Origin of the sequence: Dyadobacter sp. 22481, assembly GCF_052044875.1 — a bacterium.
Lineage (GTDB): Bacteria > Bacteroidota > Bacteroidia > Cytophagales > Spirosomataceae > Dyadobacter > Dyadobacter endophyticus.
Map to the genome: position 1 here is coordinate 26429 of NZ_JBQENV010000003.1, position 22641 is coordinate 49069.

The 22641-nt window shown below is 50.8% G+C and carries 21 protein-coding genes; 15 read left to right on the forward strand and 6 right to left on the reverse strand.

Annotation, left to right across the window (positions count from 1 at the left end; translation table 11 throughout):
- Positions 1-89: 89 nt before the first annotated feature.
- The 7 genes from ACTJJJ_RS19075 (at position 90) to ACTJJJ_RS19105 (ending at position 7680) form a co-directional block, all read left to right on the forward strand.
- Positions 90-1097 (forward strand): alpha/beta hydrolase, encoded by a 1008-nt coding sequence (locus ACTJJJ_RS19075; RefSeq protein WP_426295370.1) that lies wholly within the window; start codon positions 90-92, stop codon positions 1095-1097.
- 65 nt (positions 1098-1162) lie between these two features.
- Positions 1163-1840: a response regulator transcription factor gene (locus tag ACTJJJ_RS19080; RefSeq protein ID WP_188938288.1), complete on the forward strand. Its 678-nt coding sequence runs from the start codon at positions 1163-1165 to the stop codon at positions 1838-1840.
- A complete protein-coding gene (locus ACTJJJ_RS19085) occupies positions 1837-3090 on the forward strand; it encodes a sensor histidine kinase (protein ID WP_440702670.1) in 1254 nt (417 codons plus the stop codon). Before ACTJJJ_RS19080 ends, ACTJJJ_RS19085 begins: the two co-directional genes overlap by 4 nt.
- A 168-nt stretch (positions 3091-3258) precedes the next feature.
- A complete protein-coding gene (locus ACTJJJ_RS19090; protein WP_440702671.1) occupies positions 3259-4782 on the forward strand; it encodes a Do family serine endopeptidase in 1524 nt (507 codons plus the stop codon).
- A gap of 56 nt (positions 4783-4838) precedes the next feature.
- Positions 4839-5417, forward strand: a complete 579-nt coding sequence (locus ACTJJJ_RS19095; protein ID WP_426295372.1) for a DUF4136 domain-containing protein — start codon at positions 4839-4841, stop codon at positions 5415-5417.
- A gap of 103 nt (positions 5418-5520) precedes the next feature.
- On the forward strand, positions 5521-6849 hold the full coding sequence (locus ACTJJJ_RS19100) for a hypothetical protein (RefSeq protein ID WP_440702672.1): 1329 nt from the start codon (positions 5521-5523) through the stop codon (positions 6847-6849).
- Between the two features lie 189 nt (positions 6850-7038).
- Positions 7039-7680 carry an HAD family hydrolase gene (locus ACTJJJ_RS19105; protein WP_440702673.1) on the forward strand — a complete coding sequence of 214 codons (642 nt, stop codon included), beginning with the start codon at positions 7039-7041 and terminating at the stop codon, positions 7678-7680.
- Here the strand turns inward: ACTJJJ_RS19105 and ACTJJJ_RS19110 are convergent, their stop codons facing one another.
- On the reverse strand, positions 7681-8181 hold the full coding sequence (locus ACTJJJ_RS19110; RefSeq protein ID WP_440702674.1) for a DinB family protein: 501 nt from the start codon (positions 8179-8181) through the stop codon (positions 7681-7683).
- Positions 8182-8305: 124 nt separating this feature from the next.
- On the reverse strand, positions 8306-9100 hold the full coding sequence (locus ACTJJJ_RS19115) for a class I SAM-dependent methyltransferase (protein WP_426295374.1): 795 nt from the start codon (positions 9098-9100) through the stop codon (positions 8306-8308).
- Between the two features lie 199 nt (positions 9101-9299).
- On the opposite strand from ACTJJJ_RS19115, the gene ACTJJJ_RS19120 reads away from it, so the two are divergent.
- The 4 genes from ACTJJJ_RS19120 (at position 9300) to map (ending at position 12379) form a co-directional block, all read left to right on the forward strand.
- Positions 9300-10115, forward strand: a complete 816-nt coding sequence (locus ACTJJJ_RS19120; protein ID WP_440702675.1) for an AraC family transcriptional regulator — start codon at positions 9300-9302, stop codon at positions 10113-10115.
- Positions 10116-10285: 170 nt separating this feature from the next.
- Positions 10286-10669: a VOC family protein gene (locus ACTJJJ_RS19125; protein ID WP_440702676.1), complete on the forward strand. Its 384-nt coding sequence runs from the start codon at positions 10286-10288 to the stop codon at positions 10667-10669.
- Positions 10670-10813: 144 nt separating this feature from the next.
- Positions 10814-11593: a DUF3050 domain-containing protein gene (locus ACTJJJ_RS19130; RefSeq protein ID WP_188938259.1), complete on the forward strand. Its 780-nt coding sequence runs from the start codon at positions 10814-10816 to the stop codon at positions 11591-11593.
- A gap of 21 nt (positions 11594-11614) precedes the next feature.
- Complete coding sequence (map, locus tag ACTJJJ_RS19135) at positions 11615-12379, forward strand: type I methionyl aminopeptidase (RefSeq protein WP_440702677.1); 765 nt, start codon at positions 11615-11617, stop codon at positions 12377-12379.
- Here the strand turns inward: map and ACTJJJ_RS19140 are convergent, their stop codons facing one another.
- The 3 genes from ACTJJJ_RS19140 to ACTJJJ_RS19150 all read right to left on the reverse strand — a co-directional run bounded on the left by ACTJJJ_RS19140 (position 12380) and on the right by ACTJJJ_RS19150 (position 16547).
- A complete protein-coding gene (locus tag ACTJJJ_RS19140; RefSeq protein WP_426295378.1) occupies positions 12380-13069 on the reverse strand; it encodes a hypothetical protein in 690 nt (229 codons plus the stop codon). It abuts the gene before it with no gap.
- A 135-nt stretch (positions 13070-13204) separates the two neighbouring features.
- On the reverse strand, positions 13205-14053 hold the full coding sequence (locus tag ACTJJJ_RS19145) for a helix-turn-helix domain-containing protein (protein WP_426295379.1): 849 nt from the start codon (positions 14051-14053) through the stop codon (positions 13205-13207).
- The gene (locus ACTJJJ_RS19150; protein WP_440702678.1) at positions 14013-16547 is read right to left on the reverse strand and encodes a M1 family metallopeptidase; all 2535 of its coding nucleotides are present in this window, start codon (positions 16545-16547) and stop codon (positions 14013-14015) included. The genes ACTJJJ_RS19145 and ACTJJJ_RS19150 overlap by 41 nt, the downstream gene beginning before the upstream one ends.
- Positions 16548-16706: 159 nt before the next feature.
- Between ACTJJJ_RS19150 and ACTJJJ_RS19155 the strand changes: the two genes are divergently transcribed.
- Genes ACTJJJ_RS19155 through ACTJJJ_RS19170 form a run of 4 tightly spaced genes read left to right on the forward strand, consistent with a single transcriptional unit; the run spans position 16707 to position 21148 of the window.
- Complete coding sequence (locus ACTJJJ_RS19155; protein WP_188938247.1) at positions 16707-17009, forward strand: hypothetical protein; 303 nt, start codon at positions 16707-16709, stop codon at positions 17007-17009.
- 27 nt (positions 17010-17036) lie between these two features.
- Entirely contained in the window at positions 17037-19403 is a 2367-nt protein-coding gene (locus tag ACTJJJ_RS19160) for a prolyl oligopeptidase family serine peptidase (RefSeq protein WP_440702679.1), read from the forward strand.
- Positions 19404-19462: 59 nt separating this feature from the next.
- Entirely contained in the window at positions 19463-20245 is a 783-nt protein-coding gene (locus ACTJJJ_RS19165) for a 3-keto-disaccharide hydrolase (RefSeq protein WP_188938243.1), read from the forward strand.
- 18 nt (positions 20246-20263) lie between these two features.
- Positions 20264-21148, forward strand: a complete 885-nt coding sequence (locus tag ACTJJJ_RS19170) for a cyclase family protein (RefSeq protein ID WP_440702680.1) — start codon at positions 20264-20266, stop codon at positions 21146-21148.
- Between the two features lie 99 nt (positions 21149-21247).
- Here the strand turns inward: ACTJJJ_RS19170 and ACTJJJ_RS19175 are convergent, their stop codons facing one another.
- Entirely contained in the window at positions 21248-22525 is a 1278-nt protein-coding gene (locus ACTJJJ_RS19175; protein WP_440702681.1) for a PQQ-dependent sugar dehydrogenase, read from the reverse strand.
- Positions 22526-22641: the final 116 nt, after the last annotated feature.

Sequence of the window (22641 nt, forward strand, 5' to 3'; positions counted from 1 at the left end):
CGAGGGACTTGCCACAAGGGACTTGCCGCAAGGGACTTGCCGCAAGGGGTTACAGCATTTATATTTACGCCTGATTAGTACCTATTTCCATGAAACACAGCCTCCTGCTCACGCTCCTCCTTACACTTTCCGCCGCCGCCAACGCGCAGGTTACCTATTTTGCGGATTTAATGGGCAAAGGCTTCAGACAGGCGACGATCGTTCAGCCTTCCGATTATGAAGGCAGCGTTACCTGTACCCTGGTACGAAAAACGGCAACTGAGAAAAGCACCAAAGCGGTGCTGTACGTCCACGGTTTCAACGATTATTTTTTTCAGGAGGAAATGGCCGAGCGTTACATCAAAGAAGGCTTCAACTTCTACGCGATCGATCTGCGGAAATACGGGCGGTCGTGGCTCAGTCATCAGAAGTTCAATAATGTGCGGGACCTGGCCGAGTATTACCCCGATATCGACACCGCGCTGGCGGTTATCAAAGGCGAGGGTAATGAAAAAGTCCTTTTAAGCGGACATTCACTGGGGGGATTGGTGATTTCGCTTTATGCCAGCGAGCGGGCGGGCAGGGAAAAGTTCGATGCACTATTGCTCAACAGCCCGCTTTTTGCTTTGAATATCAAATCAGGTCTAAAGAAAACGGCATTACCGCTGCTGTTGAAAAGGGCCGAAAAACATCCGGAATCGAATTTTGACCTGGGCCTGAACCCATTATATGGAGAGAGCCTGCACATTACCGCGCATGGCGAATGGTCGTACAGCCTGGGTTTGAAGCCATTGATCGCCCCGCCGGTCAATGTGGGGTGGGTAAGGGCGGTAGTGAACGGCCAGGAACGGCTCGCGCAGGGCCTTCAGATTAACAAGCCGGTACTGGTACTGCATTCGGCCAAATCCATCGACGAAAAGAAATGGAGCGACATTTTCTTTACCGGCGACGCGGTGCTAAACGTCGACGAAGTTGCGCGCCAGGCCCAGAATATTGTCGGCCAATATAGCATACAGGCTGTTCAGGGCGGGATGCATGACCTTGTTCTCTCTAAACAGCCCGTTCGTGACGAAGTATATTCCACCATTTTCAACTGGGCCAAACGGACAGTTAGGTAAGCCGCATAGGGCGACTTCAGATTTCCTCCAAAATTTGTAGTTTCATTTGCACAAACAACAATGCTATGAAACTGCTGCTCATTGAAGACGAAAAAGCGCTGGCCACCAGCATTCAAACCTATTTTCAGCGCGAAAACTTCATTTGCGAATGGGCGGCAAACTACCGGACAGCGGTGGAGAAGATCAATATTTACCGCTACGATTGCGTACTGGTTGACCTGATGCTACCCGATGGTGACGGTCTCGAAGCCGTTCGGGAGCTGAAACGGAGCTTTCCGGAGACGGGTATCATCATTATTTCCGCCAAAAACTCGCTCGACGACCGCATTACCGGCCTCAACCTGGGCTCGGACGATTACCTTACCAAGCCTTTTCACCTCTCTGAGCTCAACGCGCGCGTGCAGGCGGTCATACGCAGGCGAAGCTTCCAGGGCAGCCAGCAAATCCGTTTCGGCAAAATCCAGATCGACCCCCAGGAGCATCTTGCGCTGGTGGATCAGCAGGAAATCGTCCTTACCCGCAAGGAATATGACCTGCTTGTGTACCTGATCGCCAACAAAAACCGTGTGCTCACCAAGGAATCCATCGCCGAGCACCTCTGGGGCGACGATGCGGATTTAATGGACAATTTTGACTTTATATACACACATATTAAAAACCTGCGGAAGAAGCTCATGGACAAAGGCTGCCCGGATTACCTGAAATCCATTTACGGCGTGGGCTATAAATTCAGCGAGCAATGAAACTGCTGGAACGCATCCTCAAATACCAGATTATCACGTCGCTGTGCGTGCTTACGTTGGGTGCCGTATTGTTTTATTTTTCAGTTAATTATCTTATTAATCAAGAAGTTAACAAAGAACTAATGCGCAGCAAGGCGAAGGTAAGCTGGCAGCTGCGGCATATCGACGAACTGCCGGTGTACATCCTGCAACTGGGCGACAGCCTGCAACTCGACCCCGTGCGTTATCCCGGACAGATGGCGCTCGTAGAGCGGAAGTTGTTCAATGATATTGAAAACGAGTGCCAGCCCTACCGGCAACTGGTCTTTTATGAGCGTGTCGAGGGAGCGTGGTACCGGGTGACAATCAGCAAGTTGCTGGCTCAACGGCAGCAGTTGCTAGAAGCGGTGGTGATGACCGTGACATTCATCGTGGCCCTGCTGCTGATATCGCTGCTCCTGCTGAACAGCTGGCTTTCTCGCCGCCTCTGGCAGCCCTTTTACAAGACGTTGCGCGCATTGGATTCGTACCAGGTCGAAAAACATGAGGTACTTACGTTTTCCAAGCAACATACCGTCGAATTTGAGCAATTGAACCAGTCGGTCACCCAATTTACGGACCGCCTCGCGGCAACTTATCAGAACCTGAAAGAGTTTACCGAGAATGCCTCGCACGAAATACAGACGCCGCTGGCGGTGATTTTGTCCAAAATTGAAAGCTTGTTCCAGGATGAGAGTCTAAGAGAGTCGCAGGTCCTGGCACTTTCGGAGATCAGCGAAGCGGCTAACCGGCTTGCGAAACTGAATCAGGCACTATTATTGCTTACCAAAATCGAAAACCGGCAGTTTCTGGCAGGTACCGAGCCTATTAACCTCGTTCCGATCATCAACCGGAAGCTCCGCGACCTGGAAGATCTGATCGAGCAGCGCGAGATCACCGTCAAGACTGCTATTGAGCCGACGGGGCCGGTGATGCACCCGGCATTAGCCGAAGTACTGGTCAATAATTTACTGACCAATGCAATACGCTACAATATGAATGGCGGAACGATTGATATTACGCTTCATGCTGCCAGGCTGGTGGTCCGCAACACAGGAGCGCCTATCCATATCGACCCGGAGCTGATGTTCGAGCGGTTCAGGAAAGAGGGCACGCATTCGGCCTCGCTTGGGTTGGGGCTTGCACTGGTCAAAACGATCTGCCAGGTGAACGGGCAGACGCTCACTTACGAAACCGACGGTCCCTGGCACATTCTCACCGTCACCTGGTAGCGATATTCAACATTTTCATGGCTAGTAGTGAATAAAGGGAGGGTTTCTGATCCTCCTTTTTTTATGTATTCCAAAAAAGTGTTCAACTACAAAATGTCTTCAGAATCCATACAGAATTGCAACAGGATCGCTATTGAAATTTGAATACACTTAATCAATTTAATAGCGATGACAACAACCCGTAATTTCAGAAAAATAACCGCAGTAGCCCTCGCATCCGCATTGCTGGGCGGAACCTCCTACGCTACGTACGAACATTTCGGCAAACCCGATACGATCTCGACCTGGGTCAGCAATGCGACCCCGTTCATGAAAGCCAGGCTGGACGGCAAACCGGGCGGTTCTACGGCCGACGCGCCCGCCACGATGATCCCTGCTGATTTTTCATTTGCCTCCAAAAAAGCAACCGCTGCTGTGGTACACATCAAATCGACCTTGAAACCGGAACGTACCGTGAGCCAGATGCAAATACCGGAGGAATTTCGGGATCTCTTCGGCGGCCGCAATCCATTCGGCCAGCAGTCACCGGAAGGAAAAATGGAGAAACCACAGGCCACAGGTTCCGGTGTGATTATCAATCCCGACGGTTATATCGTAACCAACAACCACGTGATCCAGGGGGCCGAAACGCTCGAAGTAACGCTGGCCGACAAGCATACCTACAAAGCCAAAGTAATCGGCAGCGACCCCAATACCGACATTGCATTGATCAAGATCGACGCGAAGAATCTCCCGGCATTGTCTTTCGGAAACTCTGAGAACGTGGAGGTAGGGCAATGGGTACTCGCGGTAGGTAACCCCTACAACCTGACATCGACCGTTACAGCAGGCATTGTGAGTGCCAAAGGGCGCAGCATCAATATCCTCGGCGAGAATGCCAAGGCACCGATCGAGTCGTTCATTCAAACCGATGCCGCTGTAAACCCGGGTAACTCCGGCGGTGCATTGGTGGATCTAAATGGTAACCTGATCGGCATCAACACCGCCATTGCCAGCCAGACGGGCTCCTTTGCGGGGTATTCATTCGCGGTACCTTCGAGCATCGCGCACAAAGTGGTAGAGGACATTTCCAAATTCGGTTCCGTGCAGCGTGGCTACCTGGGAGTGGGCATAAGCGAAGTGGATGCGGCAAAAGTCAAATCGTTTGACTTGAAAGTGGATGAGGGCGTACGCGTCGAGAATTTTGCGGATGAAAGTGCCGCGAAAGAGGCAGGCATCAAGATCGGCGACGTTATCACCAAAATCGACGGCCATGCCATTACCAGCGTGCCGCAATTGCAGGAAGCCATTGCCCAGCACAAACCATCCGATAAAGTGACCGTGACTGTGAACCGCGACGGAGCCGAAAAAGTAATTTCCGTGTCGTTGAAGGGCATTTCCGAACCTTCCGTCGCCGACCGTTCCTCGTCGGCCGTGATGGAGCAACTGGGTATTGAACTCAAAGACCTCACGAACCAGCAGAAAAAAGAATACAGCATCGGTTCCGGCGCGCAGGTGACGGGGATCAACGCAGGCAAAATCCGCCAGAATACCGATATGGAAGAAGGTTTTGTAATTACAAAAATTGATAAAACACCGGTTGCCAACGCCCGCGAAGCCGTGAAAATGCTTCAAGGCAAAAAAGGCGGGGTAATGATTGAAGGGCTTTATCCCGGCAACGACGAAACCCAGTACTTCGCAATTGGTTTATAAAGTAACCCGGGGCTTTCCGGGTGCAAGCCCGGAGGCCCTCCAAATGATTTATTCAAATGAAAAAGAACCTGCTTTTGTTGGGAATGCTGACTGCGCTGGGCAGTGTAGTGCTCGCAAAAAGTCCCCAACAGCCGGTAAGTACTACCGGCAAGGCATTGACCTATAATTGGATCGTTCCCGACATGAAAACCAACCAGAACCCGATGTACGCCAGTTCGTTTTCCCGTCATCGCATTCAAACCGCATTCGATAAAGCATTGGAAAGCAAGGGCCTTACCCGTAACGCCCAGCATCCCGACCTGCTCCTGCAATTTCACACGTACACGCAACGCGTGCGCAAGAACTACTACGGCGGCGGGGCTTATCCATTCGGTGCTTATCCGATGATGGGCTGGGGCCGTTTTGGCTGGGGATACCCTTACTATGGCGGCTTCGGCGGCTACGGGTACGGAGGTTACCCGTATTCGAGCACCGGCACCGACGGCACGCTGATCCTCGATGTGGTGGATGCCAAAACCGGGGACATTATCTGGCAAAAAGCTATTTCCGGCGATGTGAGCAACCCGAACCGGCTTGAAAAACAGATTAACAAGGGCGTTAAAAAGCTTATGAAAAGCTTTCCGGTGCAGGGATAATATTTTCGAAACCTGCCCGAATCTTCAATATTTCGACAGAATCGCAGGATACCTTGGTACCATAATAAGTCAAGAAGCTATTCAATTTTAACAGTTCAAGACCATGAAACCGCTTCATCTGTTTGCCACTATTCTGCTCTCCGCCGCTAGCCTCACCAGCTACGGCCAGGATGATCAAATGGTTAGTAACGCGCAACAAAATATTGTCACTGACCAAAGCCTGCTTAAAGCCATTGCACCCTACGACGACGGCGTCCGCAATGATATTCTCGTAGCTACCCAATATCCCGATGTGCTGGCCAAACTCGCGCAAATCCGGGAGAAAAGCAGCGCAGGATTCCAGCAAATCATTCAAAATTATGCCCAAAAGAAACAGGGGTGGTTTTATGAAGTAAGCCGCTATCCGGATTTGATGCATAAACTGGCTACCCTTCCGCGTAAAACTTCCCGGGAAACGATCGACGGTATGCTGGCGAATGTGAACCCGTCACCCGAGCTGAAAGAGGCTGCCTGGAAGTTGTACAACAACCATCACAGTGACCTGCTGAAAGTGGACAACCTGAACGAAGAAGCCGGTGCATCATTCCAAAGCATGATCGCCCTTCTGAACCCCGATGCCCAGCAGGCGTTCAGAACACTGGAAGAAATGCCGGATGTACTGTCGCTCCTGAACGATCACTCCGACCTTGTAACACGGCTCGGCGAGCGTTTCAAAGACAACCCGGCGGACGTACGCAATGACCTTGCGAACATCCACGACCAGATTGAAGCACAAAACAAGGACGAACTCGCTACCTATCAGGACGAGTTGAAACAAAATCCACAGGCGATGCAGGAACTTAGCCAGGCCTCGCAGGAATATGCGTCTCAGGGCGGTTACAGCTACCCCGCACCAACCGGCGACAAGGTAGTCAACTACGGCAGCCCTTATTCATACTGGTTTGGCTATCCCTATTGGTATGGTTCGCCGATGTGGTACCCTGGTTTGTACGGCTATGGTTCCGGCTTCTATTTAGGCCTGGGCGGTTATCCGATGGTGTATGCAATGCCTTCTCTGGGCTTTTCGAGATGGTTTTTCGGCGGCGCCTACCGATATTATCCGCACCTGTACCGTCAATACGGGAACTATTACCGCACCATCGCCCCACGACATTATGCCTATTCACCACGAACCGCTTTCATCGGCTCCGCTGCTAGACATTTCAATCCGTCGGTCGGCTCGCGTTCCTATCTGTTCGACAGAGGCCAATCGTTCCGCACAGCGCCGCGTGCAGCAAATGCGCAAGGTTACCGTTCAATGCCACGCAGCAATTCGTTTAGTGCTCCTTCCCGGTCATATGGATCTTTTGGAGGCAGGACTTTTAATGGCGGTGGCGGTGGATTCAGCCGCGGCGGGTTTAGTGGTGGTGGCTTCCGTGGGGGAAGACGGTAGTAGCTCGAACGGTTTGAAGGTCTTCCTTCAAACAAACTATTCGCAGGCCTCCGGCTGATCGGTACATCGCACATTACTGATCGGCCGGAGGCCTGCGAATAGCCAGTCTGAACGTGCACGTTCGAACTATTTGTGCGATAATAACTAACTTAGCGGCCATCGTTTTTACCAACATACAAAACAATTACCATGCAGATCAGCGATCTCAAAATACTCTTTTTCGACATTGGCGGCGTCCTTTTGAGTAATGGATGGGGACACGAATCCCGCACCCTGGCGGCGGAAAAATTCGGCCTCAATTACAAGGAAATGGACCAGCTACATAATTTCATTTTTAATGTCTACGAAATCGGGAGCGTCAATCTCGATCAGTATCTCGACACGGTGATCTTCAATCACCCGCGCGATTTCGTCCGGGAGGATTTCAAGGAGTTTATGTATTCGCAGTCGGTTGAGCTGCCTGGCATGCTGGCCTGGCTCAAAGAGTGGAAAAAAGACTGCGGTTTCCGGATCATTTCAATCAACAATGAGGGAAAAGAATTGAACGATTACCGGATACAAAAATTCAAATTGCACACCTGTTTCGACGCATTCATTTCTTCCTGCGAAGTCAAGATGCGCAAGCCCGACCCGCGTATTTTCGAACTGGCGATGGGCATCGCGCAGGCAACACCCAGCCAATGCGTGTATTTCGACGACCGCATTATGTTTGCCAATATGGCCAAAACGCTCGGGCTTAGGGCATATCAGCATACCAGTTTCGAATCGACGAAGGAAATCCTCGAAGAGTTAAAAAAAGAACAGTTCGACCGCTTTGGCCCTCCTCGTTGATCAGAACGTGGGGTCGTCGGCCGAAGGCCCGTAAATCGATGGAACGGCAATTCCGTTTAGTCGCATATACACGGTAAGCTGGCCACGGTGGTGTATCCAGTGGTTAATCGTCGAACCGACGCCCTCCCGCCTGGGTTGGGTAAATAGCACCTGGCCCTGGCGTTTCAGGTAGAAAGGAGCGTCGAGGTCGTCGTCGGTAATGCCGGCCAGCGATTTTTTGGCGCCATTAAAAACTTCCTCAAAATGGTCAAGCAATTCCTCGCTGGTGGTGAACTCGAAGCGTTTGTAGGTAGCAAAGTCAACTTCGCCTTGCTCGACCATGAAAGTGATCCAAAGAGGTATTTCGGCCACCAACAGCATGAGATAGCCCAACTCCATCGAGGTGGGATGCGGTTTGTATTTAAGTAAGGTAACCGGAATGCGTTCCAAGCATTTGCGGGTCGAAGTATACTCCGCTTCCAGTTCTTTGATGTAGGCATCGACTAAGGTTCTGTTGCTCATAGTATTATCCGTTTTTAGGAATACCCCTAAAAAACAATGCCGCGGTATGGCCATGGAGCCCCCACAACGACCGATAAGCCATATACGTCAATATACCAGGAGTTACTTTGCTTTTCTTACAACATCAAAGGGCGAGAATTGCAATGCTCGTACCGCCCACGTGCCGGATACCCTTAAACCGCGCATCCTTCTCGTAAAGCTCGTTCAGCGCCGTCCAGACGCCCGGCCAGTTGGTGTAGTCGTGCCAGATGATCAGGCCGCCCTTCCGCATGACGGTGAACACTTTTTCGCTGTCGTTCAACACGTATTCATAGGCGTGCGACCCGTCGATGAATGCTACATCGACCGAATCAGCATAAGTTTTAAAATCAAACGAAGCCGAATCTCCAAATACCTGCCGGATTTTCGACGCTGCCGGATGACCGATAAACCGCTCGCCGGAAACTTCCTTTTTAACATACCGCACCTCCCCTTCCTCGATTTCCATCTTCGTCGAAGCCAGTTCGTCCGCGGGCAAGTCTAATGTAACGATCTCGGTATCAACACCGCTGTTCAATGCCATATTCAGCGTGGTGCGCCCCTGAAATGTGCCGATCTCAAAGATCCGCCGGGGATTCCATTTTTTGACAAGGTTACTGATGACTTTGAGTTCAAACTCCGTGGTGTGCCCGAAGCCACATTCATAAACACCCTCATAAGTGGCATTGTCATTGCCGAAAAGCTCGAAAACGTCGGTTTTAGGAATGATAAATGGATCGACCGGCGTGCTATCTCCGGGTTGTTGATGGCCATTGTAGCTGTTATACAATTTCAGCAGCTCGTCCCGCGAACCGGGAGCCAGCATACCTGCCGTGAGGGTGTACCCAACCCTTTTTACAACACCTGCATACAAGCGGAGATTATCCAGTGTTTTGCTCATAGATATGTTAAATTGAACGGTTCGGGGTGTACTACAAAATTTGCACAAGCTCAAAAAACGAGGCTGCGCCCACAAAAGATTGCAGTTCAAGATGAAAGAACATTGATTTACAAATACGTATATATTTGACAAATTTCAAAACCCGTGCGATATAAGCGAGTTAACGTATATTGGCGGATTTTTAAACGGTCGAAACTGAATGGATAAAACGCCGGACATTCGCGGGCTCTATGTGCCTGTCCAACCAACGGTGAAACAATCGGCTGAGCGGGTGACCTATCAGGAATTCCTGCCCGATACGGCCTTGCAGGGCATCATATACTGTTATTGGAGGCTTCGGACCTCGCTTCCGCTCGACGAGCCTTTCGTATACCGCGTCGTCGCCGATGGCTGTATCGACATTTTTTTCGAACTGAAAACCCCCTCGGAAAATTTCGTGATGGGCTTCTGTAAAAAATATACCGAGTTCCCGCTCGAAAACAGTTTTGACTACGTCGGCGTACGGTTTTTACCCACGATGTTCCCACAGCTATTTAAAATCAGTGCGGCGGAGCTGAGCAACCGTTTTGAAAATCTGGAAGTTGTACTGCCCGGCACCGCGCAATTCATCGCCTCGGGCTTCGGCGAGGGCTTGTCTGTCGCGGAAATAAAGCGGCGGTTCGACGAATACTTCCTGCATTTCGCAGCAGGGGTTGATTTCAATCACGACCCCCGGTTTTACAATGCATTGTCCATTATTCTCCAAAACTTCGGCGTGCTGAATGTCGAAAAAGACCTCGACACCGGCCTAAGTGCCCGGCAACTCCGCAGGCTGTTCGAATACTATGTAGGCGACTCGGCCAAAACTTTCAGCCAGGTCGTGCGTTTTCAGAATATCCTCCGTGCCAAACCCTCCCAGCAAAGCCTCCGCGAGAACAAGCTTTTCTATGACAACGGCTATTACGACCAGGCACATTTTATCAAAGAATTCAAAAACCTCTACGGCGTAACGCCCGGCAGAGCGTTCGGAAGGTGATTTTGTCCGTTTTTTACAATGCTATCCGATGAGGTGAACCGACATTTGCAACATCAGATTCACCAAAAACGAACAGTAACATGAAACGGCTCACCACATTACTTGCATTGGCGTGCGTCTGTGTCAAAGCATTTTCCCAAACCAGTCCATCAACTCAAACCAAACAAAAAATGAAACTGAACGCAGGCATCGTCACTTCTAAACTCGCTGAAACCAAAGCATTTTACACCGAAACGCTAGGGTTCGGCGTGACATTCGAAAACGAATTCTATCTCCTGTTGCATACACCGGGCGGCGGCTCAGAGATCAGTTTTCTGCTCCCCGATCACCCCTCGCAGCAACCGCTGTTTCAAAAGCCGTTTCCAGGCCAGGGAATGTACCTGACCATTGAAGTCGACGACGTTGATAAACTTTATAGTGACTTGAAAAAGAAGGGTACCGAGATCAAAATAGCGCTCCGCGACGAACCCTGGGGCGACAGGCATTTCGCTATCTCCGATCCCAACGGGATAGGCATCGATCTCGTGAAATATTCGCCGAAACAAAGTAAGTAGCTGCTGCATTGAGCGATAGGCCGTTCCTTCGCCCACCTAATGCGTTCAGTAAACCGTTACGGCAATGACCTTGCGAGGCTTTTTATTTGCGAACGCTGAACAAACCTTCTCTGACATGGGTTTACCCAAAGAACAACGCAAATCATGAACGATCACATTACCAGAATCCAGCACAACATCGAGCCACTACGGCAACAGATCATCCGGCACAAAGTTTATTCCGTTATCAAAGACATCGACGATCTCAAAGTATTCATGAAATACCATGTATACGCAGTCTGGGATTTTATGTCGTTGCTAAAATCACTTCAAAACGGGCTAACCTGCACTTCTGTTCCCTGGTTCCCCACCGGTGACAGCGAAACCCGGCATCTCATTAACGAAATCGTGGCCGGTGAAGAGTCTGACGTCGATATGGACGGAAATTTCAAAAGCCATTTTGAGCTCTACCTCGATGCTATGGCACAATGCGGTGCCGATACCACCGAAATTGAGAGGTTTATTGCCGTACTACGCGAAACGGGTGACCTTGAAAGAGCATTCAATACAGCGGGAACCCCTGAGAAAGCCCGTGAATTTGTCCGTTTCACATTCGAAACCATTGGTACCCGCAAAGATTACCTGCAGGCCGCCACATTCACTTTCGGTCGGGAGGACCTTATACCAGGTATGTTCATGTCGATCATCGAAGATATACACCGAAATTTCCCTGATAGCATTTCCCTATTTAAATATTACCTTGAACGACATATCGAAGTCGACGGCGACCACCACAGTCACCTTGCCCTTCGGATGACGGCTAACCTCTGCGGCGATAACGAAGCATCCTGGCAAGAAGCTGAAAATGCAACTATCGCCTCGCTTGAACGGCGCATTGCGCTTTGGGACGGCGTTTACGAGGAGATAGCTTCCGTAAATGCCTGACAATAAAAATAATACTCAACCATGTCTATTTCAAAAGAATCCGAACTGACCGGAATGCAGGAGGCCAGCCGCGCAGTGGCCACCACTTTACGCGCGATGCGCGAGCATGCAAAGCCGGGTATGACGGCCAAAGAGCTCGACGATTTCGGCGGTGAAATGCTGAATAGCCTCGGGGCGAAGTCGGCACCTAAACTTACCTACGGCTTCCCCGGTTGGACCTGCATCAGCATCAATAACGAAGTCGCGCACGGGATACCCACCGAGTCGAAGGTTTTGCAAGAAGGCGACCTGGTGAACATCGACGTTTCTGCCGAATTGAATGGTTTTTGGTCCGACAATGGGGGTTCTTTCGTGTTAGGCGAAGACATTCACGGGCACAACAAACTGGTGAATGCCTCCAAGCGGATACTGAGCAAAGCACTCGGCCAAATCAAAGGCGGTGTGAGGATTGCCGATATCGGGCGGCTAATTGAAACGGAAGCCAAAAAGTCGGGTTATAAGGTAATTAAAAACCTCGCCGGCCACGGTGTTGGCCGCGCTTTGCACGAGGAACCGCACGAAATTGCAAATTACTATGACCGTTACAATACGACGCGCTTTCGCAAAAACAGCGTGGTTGCAATCGAAACATTCATTTCAACAGCCTCCACAAGCACGGCAACCGAACGCGACGGGTGGACGCTCGTAGGCTCGCGCGGCGGGTATGTGGCGCAGCACGAGCATACGATCATCGTTACGGACGGCAAACCCGTGATCCTGACGGCCATGAACGGGATCTTCGATTAACTACGACCAGAACCCCTGCACCTGAATCCCGAGCGGAGAATCGTCGCGCCTTTTGAGTTCCTTACGCAAACGGATACAAGTCGGGATATGCCCCGAAATATAGATGTTCGAATTGGCCAGCTGTCTATCGCTGGTCCATTTGAGCATCGAATGCAACCCGCCGTCGTCGTTCTTTTTCACCGGCTGAATATTCCAATTGAAATATTCTTTGAACTCTTCCCGGTGATTTTCGTGGGCGATGGTAATGGCGCCGCTGATTTTACGCGTCCCGGCCAGTTGCTGCAATGCCAGGTAATGCCCGATGCTGCTCATGTCGCCCAAAACAACCATTTCTCCCGCATATGTGGGCCTGTGCATGGTCGCGCCCACGCCTACATACGTAATGCGGTCGCCCGCGCGCAGGGAACGTATCCATTGCGCACCGGGGCCGTCCTGTTCGGCATTGATGTACAATGTGCAGGTTCGGATGTCCTCGTCCCAGCCGGCAGGCGTGTAGTCACGGTAAATACCCTCGCCTACCCGCACTTTAATGTGCTGGACGCGTTTCCAGCCGCTCATATCCATATCGGGGAAATGGACGTCAACTTCAAAAAAAGTAGCAGGTTCCCAGGCCCGGATAGCCAGCACGGTTCCGGTCTTTCCAAAGGCATTTTCAAGCAAGTGTAGCGCTTTCTGTTTGATGATGTTCATTTTACTGCGATCGGTGTTGTTTCAGGGCTGACGATCCAGCCGATTTTTTACTTTACAAAACAACACGCACATATGCATAGAATAAAGGCAGGAAGAAGGGTAATGATTGGACTAATCGCGGTTTCCCCACAACTTCTATTTGCGGTATTCGTCCCGGAACTGCCCCGCCGACCTCCCCGTCACTTTTCGGAATAGCCGGGAGAAATAGCCGTGATCTTCGTAGCCCAGCCCGAATGCAATCTCCTTAATACTCAAATCAGTGTAATACAAAAGCCTTTTGGCTTCCATAATCACTTCGTTCTGTATCCAGTGACTCACCGGCCGCCCGGATGTTTCCTTGACGGCCTCATTCAGATAGGATGAAGTGATACTTAACATTCCGGCATATTCGGAAGGACTTTTCACAGTTTTAAAATGCTGCGACAAAAGTTTACGGAATTGTGAGGTAATGGCCGACGAGCGCGTCTGCCCGGTTCGCTGTAAAACTTCTTTTTCAAAAAGCGACGTAAAAATACCCAGACACGTTTTCAGCATCGACCGTACGACAGGCTGCCCATATTGCGATGGCGTCTGATAAAATTCCAGCAGCAAATGGAGACTCCGCATGAGCAGATCGGTCTGCGACGGATCCAGACTAACCGGAAAGCCATGCAACGCATATTCATCCACCACTGCCCGGTGGTGCTCGTCGAGCAAGCTCATGTCCACAGCGAGAAACCAGCCATAGGACCCCGACGATTCCAGGGGATAGTGCACCTGGCCCGGCATAATACAAAACACACCGCTGCCTTTTAGCTCAATCTCCCGAAAATCGACCATCAACCGTGCATGGCCGTCCTCCTGAAAGAAGAAATTCCCATGATCGTCGCGGTGTGCGTCCATATGCGGCGCATTCATCTGGTTCATCCGGTCGATGCGGTGCAGGGAAATCCCCAATCCCGACTCATTGCTGAGATAATGCAGGGGAATACTCTTTTTGGGCATAGGTATCAGCTAGTTTCACGGAGCGGTCGAGCAGGTCGGTCGCTTGCAATATTTTGTTTTTCAAGAAGTAGGGATAATCCGGGTGCTCTTTCAAAAAAGTTTTGGCAATTGCGGCCGCTTCCGGTGATGAATGCCCTGCGAAGGTATTGTGCAGCCAGCGGGTCGGGAAAAAAATATCGCCGGTAAGCTGTATCTCCTGCAAGAGGTCGAGCGATGGGCGCAGGTATCTCAGTGCGCTTTGTGACCGCAATGGATGATGCAGATAGGTCAATGCGTCCAGCACCCAAGCTTCCTTCCCGCGGTTTTCCTCTTTTTTTAATGTTTCAAAAAACGCGTCGCGCTCCGCTTCGCTGGCGCTCAATGCAGGTATCACAAACTGCATTCTCGCCTTCCTGTCGGGATTTTTGGTTGCGCCGAGCTGCTCGTTCAAAACAGCCTTCCCATCGCCCTTCCCCTTCAATGCCAGCTCGTAAGCGAGCGAAATCTTGTCTTCTTCCGATAGTACGAGGCCCTCTACTTTGAGTTTTCCTGTCCAGAGCCCGTGCATTTTCTGCCATCCGTCGTCCGTCAGCGCGAGCGATTTGAAAGCCCGGAAATAGGATGTCTGAATGCCTTTGTCCTTCGTCGTATTTAAAAGCTGCCAAATCAGCTGTTCCGCCTGCATCTGGTACAAGGCACGCTGGTTAGCATTTAAAAACACCCACCAGCTGCTTTGCACGTTGCCAAGCAGATAATCTACCAAAAGAGGATTTCGTTCTTTCGGTAGTACATTCAATGTATAGCGTACCAACTTCTCCGGCGCGGGGCCGTCGCCGCGTAGCAATCCTTCCCAGATATTCACCAGCATTGCCCCCTTGAAAACCGGATCGGACCAAACCGCATTCGTACTGCCATAGTTTTCGAAAAACCAGGCTTTCGCGACCGTATCCATTTTAAAATAACCATAACCAGTCCCGTCACTATTCGGGAAAATCAGGTTTCGCGCGCCGCTTGGCATGGCTTTCAACACTAGCGGCTGCTCCCAGGTACGTCCCGATACGGAATCCTTCTCCTGCACCAGCTTGCCCGACTCGACTCGATACCCCGGCATTCCGGGCGTTTTCACCCACACATTGCTCCAAGCTGCAATATCCTGCGGCGTCCGCTTGTCGATAATGCCGATCAGATCGTCCCATCGGGCATTCCCGAACGAATAGGTTTTCAGGTACTCACGCAGGCTTTCCTGCATCATCTCCTCCCCGATCCTTCGCTCCAACTGCCACATCACGATCGGCGCCTTCATATAAATAATCGCTCCGTACAGCGTCCCGGCATTCTTCAGGTTGCCCAACTGCTGCAAAACCGGGTTCGTTCCAGCCGTCCTGTCCACCTCGTAGGCATTAGGGTAATGCGCCAAAAGAAACCTCAGCTCATGGTTAATCTCCGGAAAACTAGGATGGACGATCTTAGCGGCCATAAAATTCGCGAATACCTCTTTGAGCCACACATCGTTGAACCAATCCATTGTCACCAGATCGCCGAACCACATATGCGCCGACTCGTGCGCGATCACGCTCGCGCGGGCCATTTTGCGGTTCACCGAAGCATTCTCATCCAGAAACAACGCCGGTTCGTTATAAAAAACAGCACCGGGGTGCTCCATACCACCATATTGGAACGACGGCAGCAGCACAAAATCGAATTTCCCGAAAGGATAATCGATGGCCGTATACTGTTCGAGCCAGGCAAGGGATTTGGCATGCAATTGAAAAACCTCGTCGCGGTTACGGTTCACTTTCACCGTATCCGTTTCCCGGTAGTACATGGTCATCTCCCGGCCGTCTAAAACTTTTGTCTCTTTGAAAAATTTGCCGGCGGCAAATGCGAACAGGTAGGAACTGATGGGTTTTGTCTCACCAAACTTGTAAACGCTCCTGCCCTTTTCGACAGTTCTGGCGCTCAGCTTCCCATTCGAAACCGCTTCCCAGTCCGCAGGCGCTTTTAAAGTCAGTTGGTAGGAAGCTTTGAGGTTCGGTTGGTCGAAGAGCGGGAAACACGTCGAAGCACGATCGGGCACGAAAAGCGTGTACAGATAATCCTCGCTCCGGTTCAGCGACTGGTCGCCGGCAACAAAATCGATACCGACTTCATTTTTGCCCTTACTCAAATGCTTTGCATCTAAAACAATATGCTCATTGATAAACTGATACTCCACTTTTTCACCCCCTACACGCACTTCCTGCAAATGGCTGGCATCCGCATTGAAATCCAGCACAAGCGCTGAATCGAGCGCATCTATATAAAATGAGATCGTCTCCCGTCCCGAAATCTTCGCCGTTTTCCCAGCCGGAATATCCAGCTCGATCGTATAGCGGATGCTATCGATATGTTGTTTACGGTATTGATTCAGCGCAAATGAAACACCTTTTTCAGGGATGGGGCCTTGTGGACGGGTGCAGGCGAGGGAGGCCAAAAGTATGGCGGCTGTAAAAATCAGGGAGCGTAGTGAAGTCATCGGATTAAGGATACGCTCAAAAATAGCATATTCGAGTTCAATAGAAATCAAATCTCTTCGCCGATTCCGTTACGAAGCGTAACATTTTTGTATATTGGAACAAAAAAAGCACACTATGAACGTAATGGAGGTCCGGATTCGGATCGCTGCGCTACCAGTATGAAAACGATCACTGAAACAAGGCCTGAACAGCTCAACGAACTGCTTCAAGCCGCAAGGGAAACTCTGGCAACGGCCCAAAACTACCTTTCGAAAGACGGTAAGATATACGAGCTGCACGACTGGGTCACAGTCGCCGAATATTGCAGACGGTTCAACATCCCCAATACGCAAACTGTCAGCAACTGGATCAAGCGGGGCGTTATTCCGGCAGAGGATACGGTTGTAATTGAAGAGTATAACAATATTCGCCTGATCAAAGCTGTCCCCTACCAGGACAAAAAGGTTGCCCACGGCAACTAATTATATTGCATTTCCTAACCTTAAAACATGAAGCATCTTTACAAATTCGCATTTCTTACCTCCATTTTTTTTGCAAACAACCTCCACGCCCAATCCCTCGCCCCGCTCACCGTCGAGAAAATTATGCGGGACCCGAAGACGTGGTTCGGGACGTCTCCAAGCGATATTACCTGGGCCGATGATTCCAAAACGGTGTATTTCAATTGGAATCCGGATAAAAACCCTTCCGATTCGCTCTATGCTTATTCACTGGCAAGCAAAAAGATCAGCAAAGTTGCCCCTGCCGACCGGCGACGGATGACCGGTAAAAACGGCATTTACAACCGCTCCCATTCCATGCGGCTTTATGAAAAGAATGGCGATCTTTTCATTGTGAACTATAAGGATTTCGCGATCCGGCAACTCACGAATACGACCGAAAGGGAGACCAATCCTGCATTTAGCCTGAACGAAAGCGCTGTCATTTTCGAGCGCGGCAACAACCTTTTCAGCATTACATTGGCTTCCGGGCTTATCAGCCAGTTTACCGATTTTAAAACAGGGACAAAAAAGCAGGATGGCAAACCCAGCGAGCAGGAAAAATTCCTGAAAGCGGATCAGCTCTCGATGTTTCAGGTACTGAAAGAAAGGAAAAACAAAAAGGATGACGGCAAAAAGATAACCGACGCAGACAAACCTGCCAGGCCGAAGGAGATTTACCTCGGCGAAAAGAATGTTTCAAACCAGCAGCTCAGTCCCGACGGCCACTATGTTACTTACCGGATTACCCAAGCGGACAAAAGTGCCAAATCGACCATTGTGCCTAACTATGTGACGGAAAGCGGTTTTACCGAAGACATCCCGGCCCGTACAAAAGTAGGCGCACCGGAGTCGGAAAGCGAACTTTGGGTATACGACGTCCGAAAAGATACCGCGAGAAAAGTGGCGACAGAAACGATACCGGGCATTTACGACAAACCCGATTACCTCAAAGATTATCCTAAACAAGATTCGGCAGGAAAGAAAAAGGAGCGCAAAGTCATTTTTCACGGCCCATTCTGGTCGGATAACGGGCAAAATGCCGTGGTTGTGATTCGTTCACTGGATAGCAAGGACCGCTGGATCATGTCTTTCGATCCCGCGACGCTTTCGTTGAGGCTCCTCGACCGCCAGCGCGACGAAGCATGGATCGGCGGGCCGGGCGTGGGCGGCTACCCGCAGAGCTCCGGGGAAACAGGCTGGCTCGACGACCAGACGATCTATTTCCAAAGCGAGGCGACAGGGTACTCGCATTTGTACGCCTTCATCATTACGTCCGGCAAGAAAACAGCATTGACTTCCGGCCGGTTCGAAGTACAAAACGTCGTCCTCACGAAGGATAAAAAGAATTTCTATCTCATTACCAACGAAGTACACCCGGGCGAGCAGCATGTCTACCGCATGCCCGTGACAGGTGGCATACGTACGCGCCTCACGCACACGCCCGGCGCGCATGAGATGACGCTCTCGCCCGACGAGAAAAATATCGCCATCCGCTTTTCTAAAAGCAATGCGCCCTGGGAGCTCTATCTGCTCGACAATGCGTCCGTGAAAAATACGCAACCGGTTCAGCTCACGCGCTCCGTTTCACCGGAATTCCTTTCCTATCCCTGGCGCGAGGCGAAGGTTGTGACGATCAAAGCCACGGACGGCCAGCCTATTTATGCTCGGGTTTATGAACCGAAACAGTCGAATGGGAAGGCAGTGATATTTGTCCATGGTGCAGGTTACCTGCAAAATGCCCATAAGTGGTGGAGCCAGTATTTCAGGGAATATATGTTCCATAACCTGCTCACCGACAAAGGCTACACCGTGCTCGATATGGATTACCGAGCCAGCTCGGGTTATGGCCGCGACTGGCGCACGGGCATTTACCGCTTCATGGGCGGGAAAGACCTCACCGACCACACCGACGGTGCACAGTGGCTCGTGAAAACCTACGGCGTTGACCCTAAAAAAATCGGCATTTACGGCGGCTCCTATGGCGGCTTCATCACATTGATGGCGCTGTTCACGACACCGGACGTATTTACAGCCGGCGCCGCACTGCGCCCTATTACCGACTGGGCCGCCTATAACCAGTCGTACACGGCCAATATCCTCAACGAACCACAGGCCGATAGTCTCGCCTACCGTAAAAGCTCACCCATTTACCACGCAGCCGGCTTGAAAAACAACCTGCTGATCTGCCACGGAATGGTGGATGTAAATGTGCATTATCAGGATGTTGTCCGCCTGGCGCAGCGGCTTATCGAGCTGGGTAAAAACAATTGGGAGCTGGCCTCCTACCCCATGGAGGACCATGGATTTGTGGAAGCATCGTCGTGGACGGACGAGTACAAGCGTATTTTGAAACTCTTTGAAGAGAAGTTATAACACGGTGGTGAGTAAATAATAATTTCCAACCCTTATATCCAGGTATAAAAAACAACAATATGAACCGAAATTTCTCGAAGCTGAAAAGCATTTTCCTCGGCCAGGCGCTCGCCATCGCATGCACGGGCCTCGCGCACGCACAGGTGGGCGTAGGAGTAAAAGCCCCCAAAGGCGCAGAAGTGTATCTCGACGGCAGCCGCAAAATGCTTGACGAAAAATGGATCTACTGGGAGGGCCCGCGGTTTGCGGCAAAGCCGCCGATCAAATGGACGGTCGTGAATGACCCCGTCGATAAAGGTACCGTGATCAACTGCAACGATCCGGCGTCGGCGGGCGGGTTGTACGGCTCAGCGGATATTGTTACCAAAAAACAGTTTAAGGATTTTCGCGCGCATGTGGAGTTCCTGATTACCAAACCGGGGGGAAACAGCGGTGTTTACCTCCAAAACCGGTACGAGATCCAGGTGCTCGACGGCGATACTACCTCGCACGGAATGGCAGCGGTGATCAATGAATCCAAATCGCCGTATTATGCCTATAATGGCATCGGCAAATGGAATTCATATGATATTCTTTTCCGCGCAGCGCGGTTCAAGGACGGGAAACTCGTGGAGCAGCCAATGGTAACGCTGTATTTCAATGGCAAGAAAGTGCATACCAACCAGAAGATCAGTCAGGTTTGGGGGGGTAAAAACTCGGGTATCGATGGTGGAAACGACGGCGGGAAAGGAATTACCGACACACCCGGCGGACTGAAATTGCAGTCGGAAGGCCACGATGTGTATTACCGCAACATCTGGATCAAGGAAACGGAACTGGACAAGGCGGACACCAATTTTTGAAATACATGACAATAACCTATGGATCACAGGGTAGTTTTTGATTTTGATATTGAATTTACAAACGGCGGAGGCATTCAGGGGCAGGATTTCCGGCTCGACATTACCGGCGAAACGATCACCGATGAAGAACTGGCCGATTACATCATCGCAGACCTCCGACTGCTAATGGTCGGACAGGTTAAGATCCTCAACAAGTTTTACATTCAGGAAAAACATAAACGCCAGCCGGTTGATCAGCCGTCGCCGGAACTTCTGGTGGATTTGAGCCATACCATTTTTGATGGCCTGATCACCTACAAAGGCCTTCCAGCGCCGTTAATTTGCGATTATCTTAGTCGTGAAGATTCCAGAGGCCGATACGAAGAAGGTACCGAATTCCAGATCGGCAAAATCGAAATGGTCAGTAACACGGGCACCTATATTGACTGTCCGTTTCACCGGTACGGGCATGGGAAAGACCTTTCGGAGGTCCAATTGGAATCATTTGCAAACCTCGAAGCGGTCACGATCGACGCAACGGGGGCTTTGGAGGTGGGCGTTGATTTTTTCAAAAATCTCGAAATCCGAAACAAAGCCGTCATAGTTCGCACCGATTGGTCGAAAAACTGGAATACCGAGGCCTATTTCGAAAACCATCCATTCCTGACGGGTGAGGCGGCCGGATATCTGCGCGATTGCGGCGTGAAACTGGTGGGGATCGACAGCCACAACATCGACGACACCCGTGGTAACAGCCGGCCGGTGCACACCATTCTGCTGGGCGCCGAAATTCTGATCGTCGAGCATCTATGTAATCTGGAAAAACTGCCTGCGTCCGGCTATTTGTTTAGCGCGGTACCGCCGAAGTTCAAAGGCGTAGGCACATTTCCGGTGAGGGCCTTCGCCACATTGCCGAAGGTGTAACTGTTACGCTGCTTATAAATATAAAGAGGTCGAATCAAAAGAGTGAAAACACATTCCGTTAATCACATTTAATTCGACCTCTTTTATTCAATCCTCAGGCTATTTCTTTTTATAGGCAATTTTAAAAATAGTGCCGTTCAGGTCGTCGGTCACGTAAAGCGCACCGTCGGGCCCCTGCGCGAGACCGCACGGGCGGTGCTGAATGGGACCGGTCGGTTTAGCGAGATCCGTACCTGCGAAATTATCGGCGAAAATCTCCCATTTACCCGGTTTTCCATTCACAAACGGTACGAACGCTACCAGATAGCCCTTTTTCAATTCAGATGATTGGCTATGGAAAGCGATGAACGCGCCATTCCGGTAACGTGCCGGGAACATATTGCCCGTATAGAACATCAATGCATTGGGCCCTAAATGCGCCGGAAAAGCTACCAACGGATCGATTGCTTTTTCTCCGCCTGTCTTCTTGCCATCGCCGCCGTATTCGGGTGCAAGCATTTTTTTGTTCTGAAAATGATCGTAATAAATGTACGGCCAGCCCGCATCGTCACCCTCTTTGAGGCGATAAAGCGTTTCGGCAGGAAGCTCGGCGCTATTCTTGGGCGTATAATATTGCGGATACATGTCGTCGAATTTGCCGCGGCCGTGCGTGGTAGCATATAACGCATTGGTTTTGTTATCCCAATCGATGCCCACCGCATTTTTCACGCCCGTGGCGAAACGCGTGCCGTCGGAGAACTGCTGGTTCAGCTGGCCCGCCTTGAAACGCCAGATCCCGCCTGCCGAATCGAGGATGGTGCAAGGCGACATCCCCTTGGCTGAGCCCGTCGCACGGCAGTTGTCGTTGTATGAACCTACCGTCACGTAGATATTCCCTTTGTTATCCAGCGCAAGGGGCTTTGCATTGTCCCTACCGTGGTCGGTAAGCCCGCTAATGATATTTTCGGGTTTGTCGAAATCGATGATTTCGTCTTTCGCATTCAGTTTATACCTGAAAACGCCTTTGTTGGAAGAACTGTAAAGAAAGCCATCCTTGATCGCGATGCCCGTGCCGGGATAATCCCCGAAAAGTTTCTGCTCATCGATGGCGCCGTCGCCATTCGTGTCGCGCAGCAGATAGATACCCTTACCATCTTTGAGTTTGGAAAGCTTTACATACATGTCGCCATTTTTACCCACCACCATATGCCGGGTGGCGCCGAGGTCGGTAGCAAGCACGGTAGCCGAAAAGCCTGCCGGCAATTTCAGTTCTTTTGCGTCAACGGGCGTGTAGAGGGGGGATTTAAAGGGGGGCTGGTTGCGGTAACCGAACAGCGCTGTGGCGGCTGCTGCCAGCACGACCAGGGCGCCGGTTGACCGGATTAATTTTCTTTGCATGCAATCGAAAAATTGGGTGAAAACATTTATTTTAGATAAAAGCGTCCGGGAATGCTTTTTTAACCAATACCCGGAAAACAGAAAACCGACTATCTGATTCAGTACACTTAACCATT

Excerpts from the sequence above, each read along its gene's own strand:
- ACTJJJ_RS19075 (WP_426295370.1), top strand. The coding sequence starts at position 90 with ATGAAACACAGCCTCCTGCTCACGCTCCTCCTTACACTTTCCGCCGCC.
- ACTJJJ_RS19080 (WP_188938288.1), top strand. The coding sequence starts at position 1,163 with ATGAAACTGCTGCTCATTGAAGACGAAAAAGCGCTGGCCACCAGCATT.
- ACTJJJ_RS19085 (WP_440702670.1), top strand. The coding sequence starts at position 1,837 with ATGAAACTGCTGGAACGCATCCTCAAATACCAGATTATCACGTCGCTG.
- ACTJJJ_RS19090 (WP_440702671.1), top strand. The coding sequence starts at position 3,259 with ATGACAACAACCCGTAATTTCAGAAAAATAACCGCAGTAGCCCTCGCA.
- ACTJJJ_RS19095 (WP_426295372.1), top strand. The coding sequence starts at position 4,839 with ATGAAAAAGAACCTGCTTTTGTTGGGAATGCTGACTGCGCTGGGCAGT.
- ACTJJJ_RS19100 (WP_440702672.1), top strand. The coding sequence starts at position 5,521 with ATGAAACCGCTTCATCTGTTTGCCACTATTCTGCTCTCCGCCGCTAGC.
- ACTJJJ_RS19105 (WP_440702673.1), top strand. The coding sequence starts at position 7,039 with ATGCAGATCAGCGATCTCAAAATACTCTTTTTCGACATTGGCGGCGTC.
- ACTJJJ_RS19110 (WP_440702674.1), bottom strand. The coding sequence starts at position 8,181 with ATGAGCAACAGAACCTTAGTCGATGCCTACATCAAAGAACTGGAAGCG.
- ACTJJJ_RS19115 (WP_426295374.1), bottom strand. The coding sequence starts at position 9,100 with ATGAGCAAAACACTGGATAATCTCCGCTTGTATGCAGGTGTTGTAAAA.
- ACTJJJ_RS19120 (WP_440702675.1), top strand. The coding sequence starts at position 9,300 with ATGGATAAAACGCCGGACATTCGCGGGCTCTATGTGCCTGTCCAACCA.
- ACTJJJ_RS19125 (WP_440702676.1), top strand. The coding sequence starts at position 10,286 with ATGAAACTGAACGCAGGCATCGTCACTTCTAAACTCGCTGAAACCAAA.
- ACTJJJ_RS19130 (WP_188938259.1), top strand. The coding sequence starts at position 10,814 with ATGAACGATCACATTACCAGAATCCAGCACAACATCGAGCCACTACGG.
- map (WP_440702677.1), top strand. The coding sequence starts at position 11,615 with ATGTCTATTTCAAAAGAATCCGAACTGACCGGAATGCAGGAGGCCAGC.
- ACTJJJ_RS19140 (WP_426295378.1), bottom strand. The coding sequence starts at position 13,069 with ATGAACATCATCAAACAGAAAGCGCTACACTTGCTTGAAAATGCCTTT.
- ACTJJJ_RS19145 (WP_426295379.1), bottom strand. The coding sequence starts at position 14,053 with ATGCCCAAAAAGAGTATTCCCCTGCATTATCTCAGCAATGAGTCGGGA.
- ACTJJJ_RS19150 (WP_440702678.1), bottom strand. The coding sequence starts at position 16,547 with ATGACTTCACTACGCTCCCTGATTTTTACAGCCGCCATACTTTTGGCC.
- ACTJJJ_RS19155 (WP_188938247.1), top strand. The coding sequence starts at position 16,707 with ATGAAAACGATCACTGAAACAAGGCCTGAACAGCTCAACGAACTGCTT.
- ACTJJJ_RS19160 (WP_440702679.1), top strand. The coding sequence starts at position 17,037 with ATGAAGCATCTTTACAAATTCGCATTTCTTACCTCCATTTTTTTTGCA.
- ACTJJJ_RS19165 (WP_188938243.1), top strand. The coding sequence starts at position 19,463 with ATGAACCGAAATTTCTCGAAGCTGAAAAGCATTTTCCTCGGCCAGGCG.
- ACTJJJ_RS19170 (WP_440702680.1), top strand. The coding sequence starts at position 20,264 with ATGGATCACAGGGTAGTTTTTGATTTTGATATTGAATTTACAAACGGC.
- ACTJJJ_RS19175 (WP_440702681.1), bottom strand. The coding sequence starts at position 22,525 with ATGCAAAGAAAATTAATCCGGTCAACCGGCGCCCTGGTCGTGCTGGCA.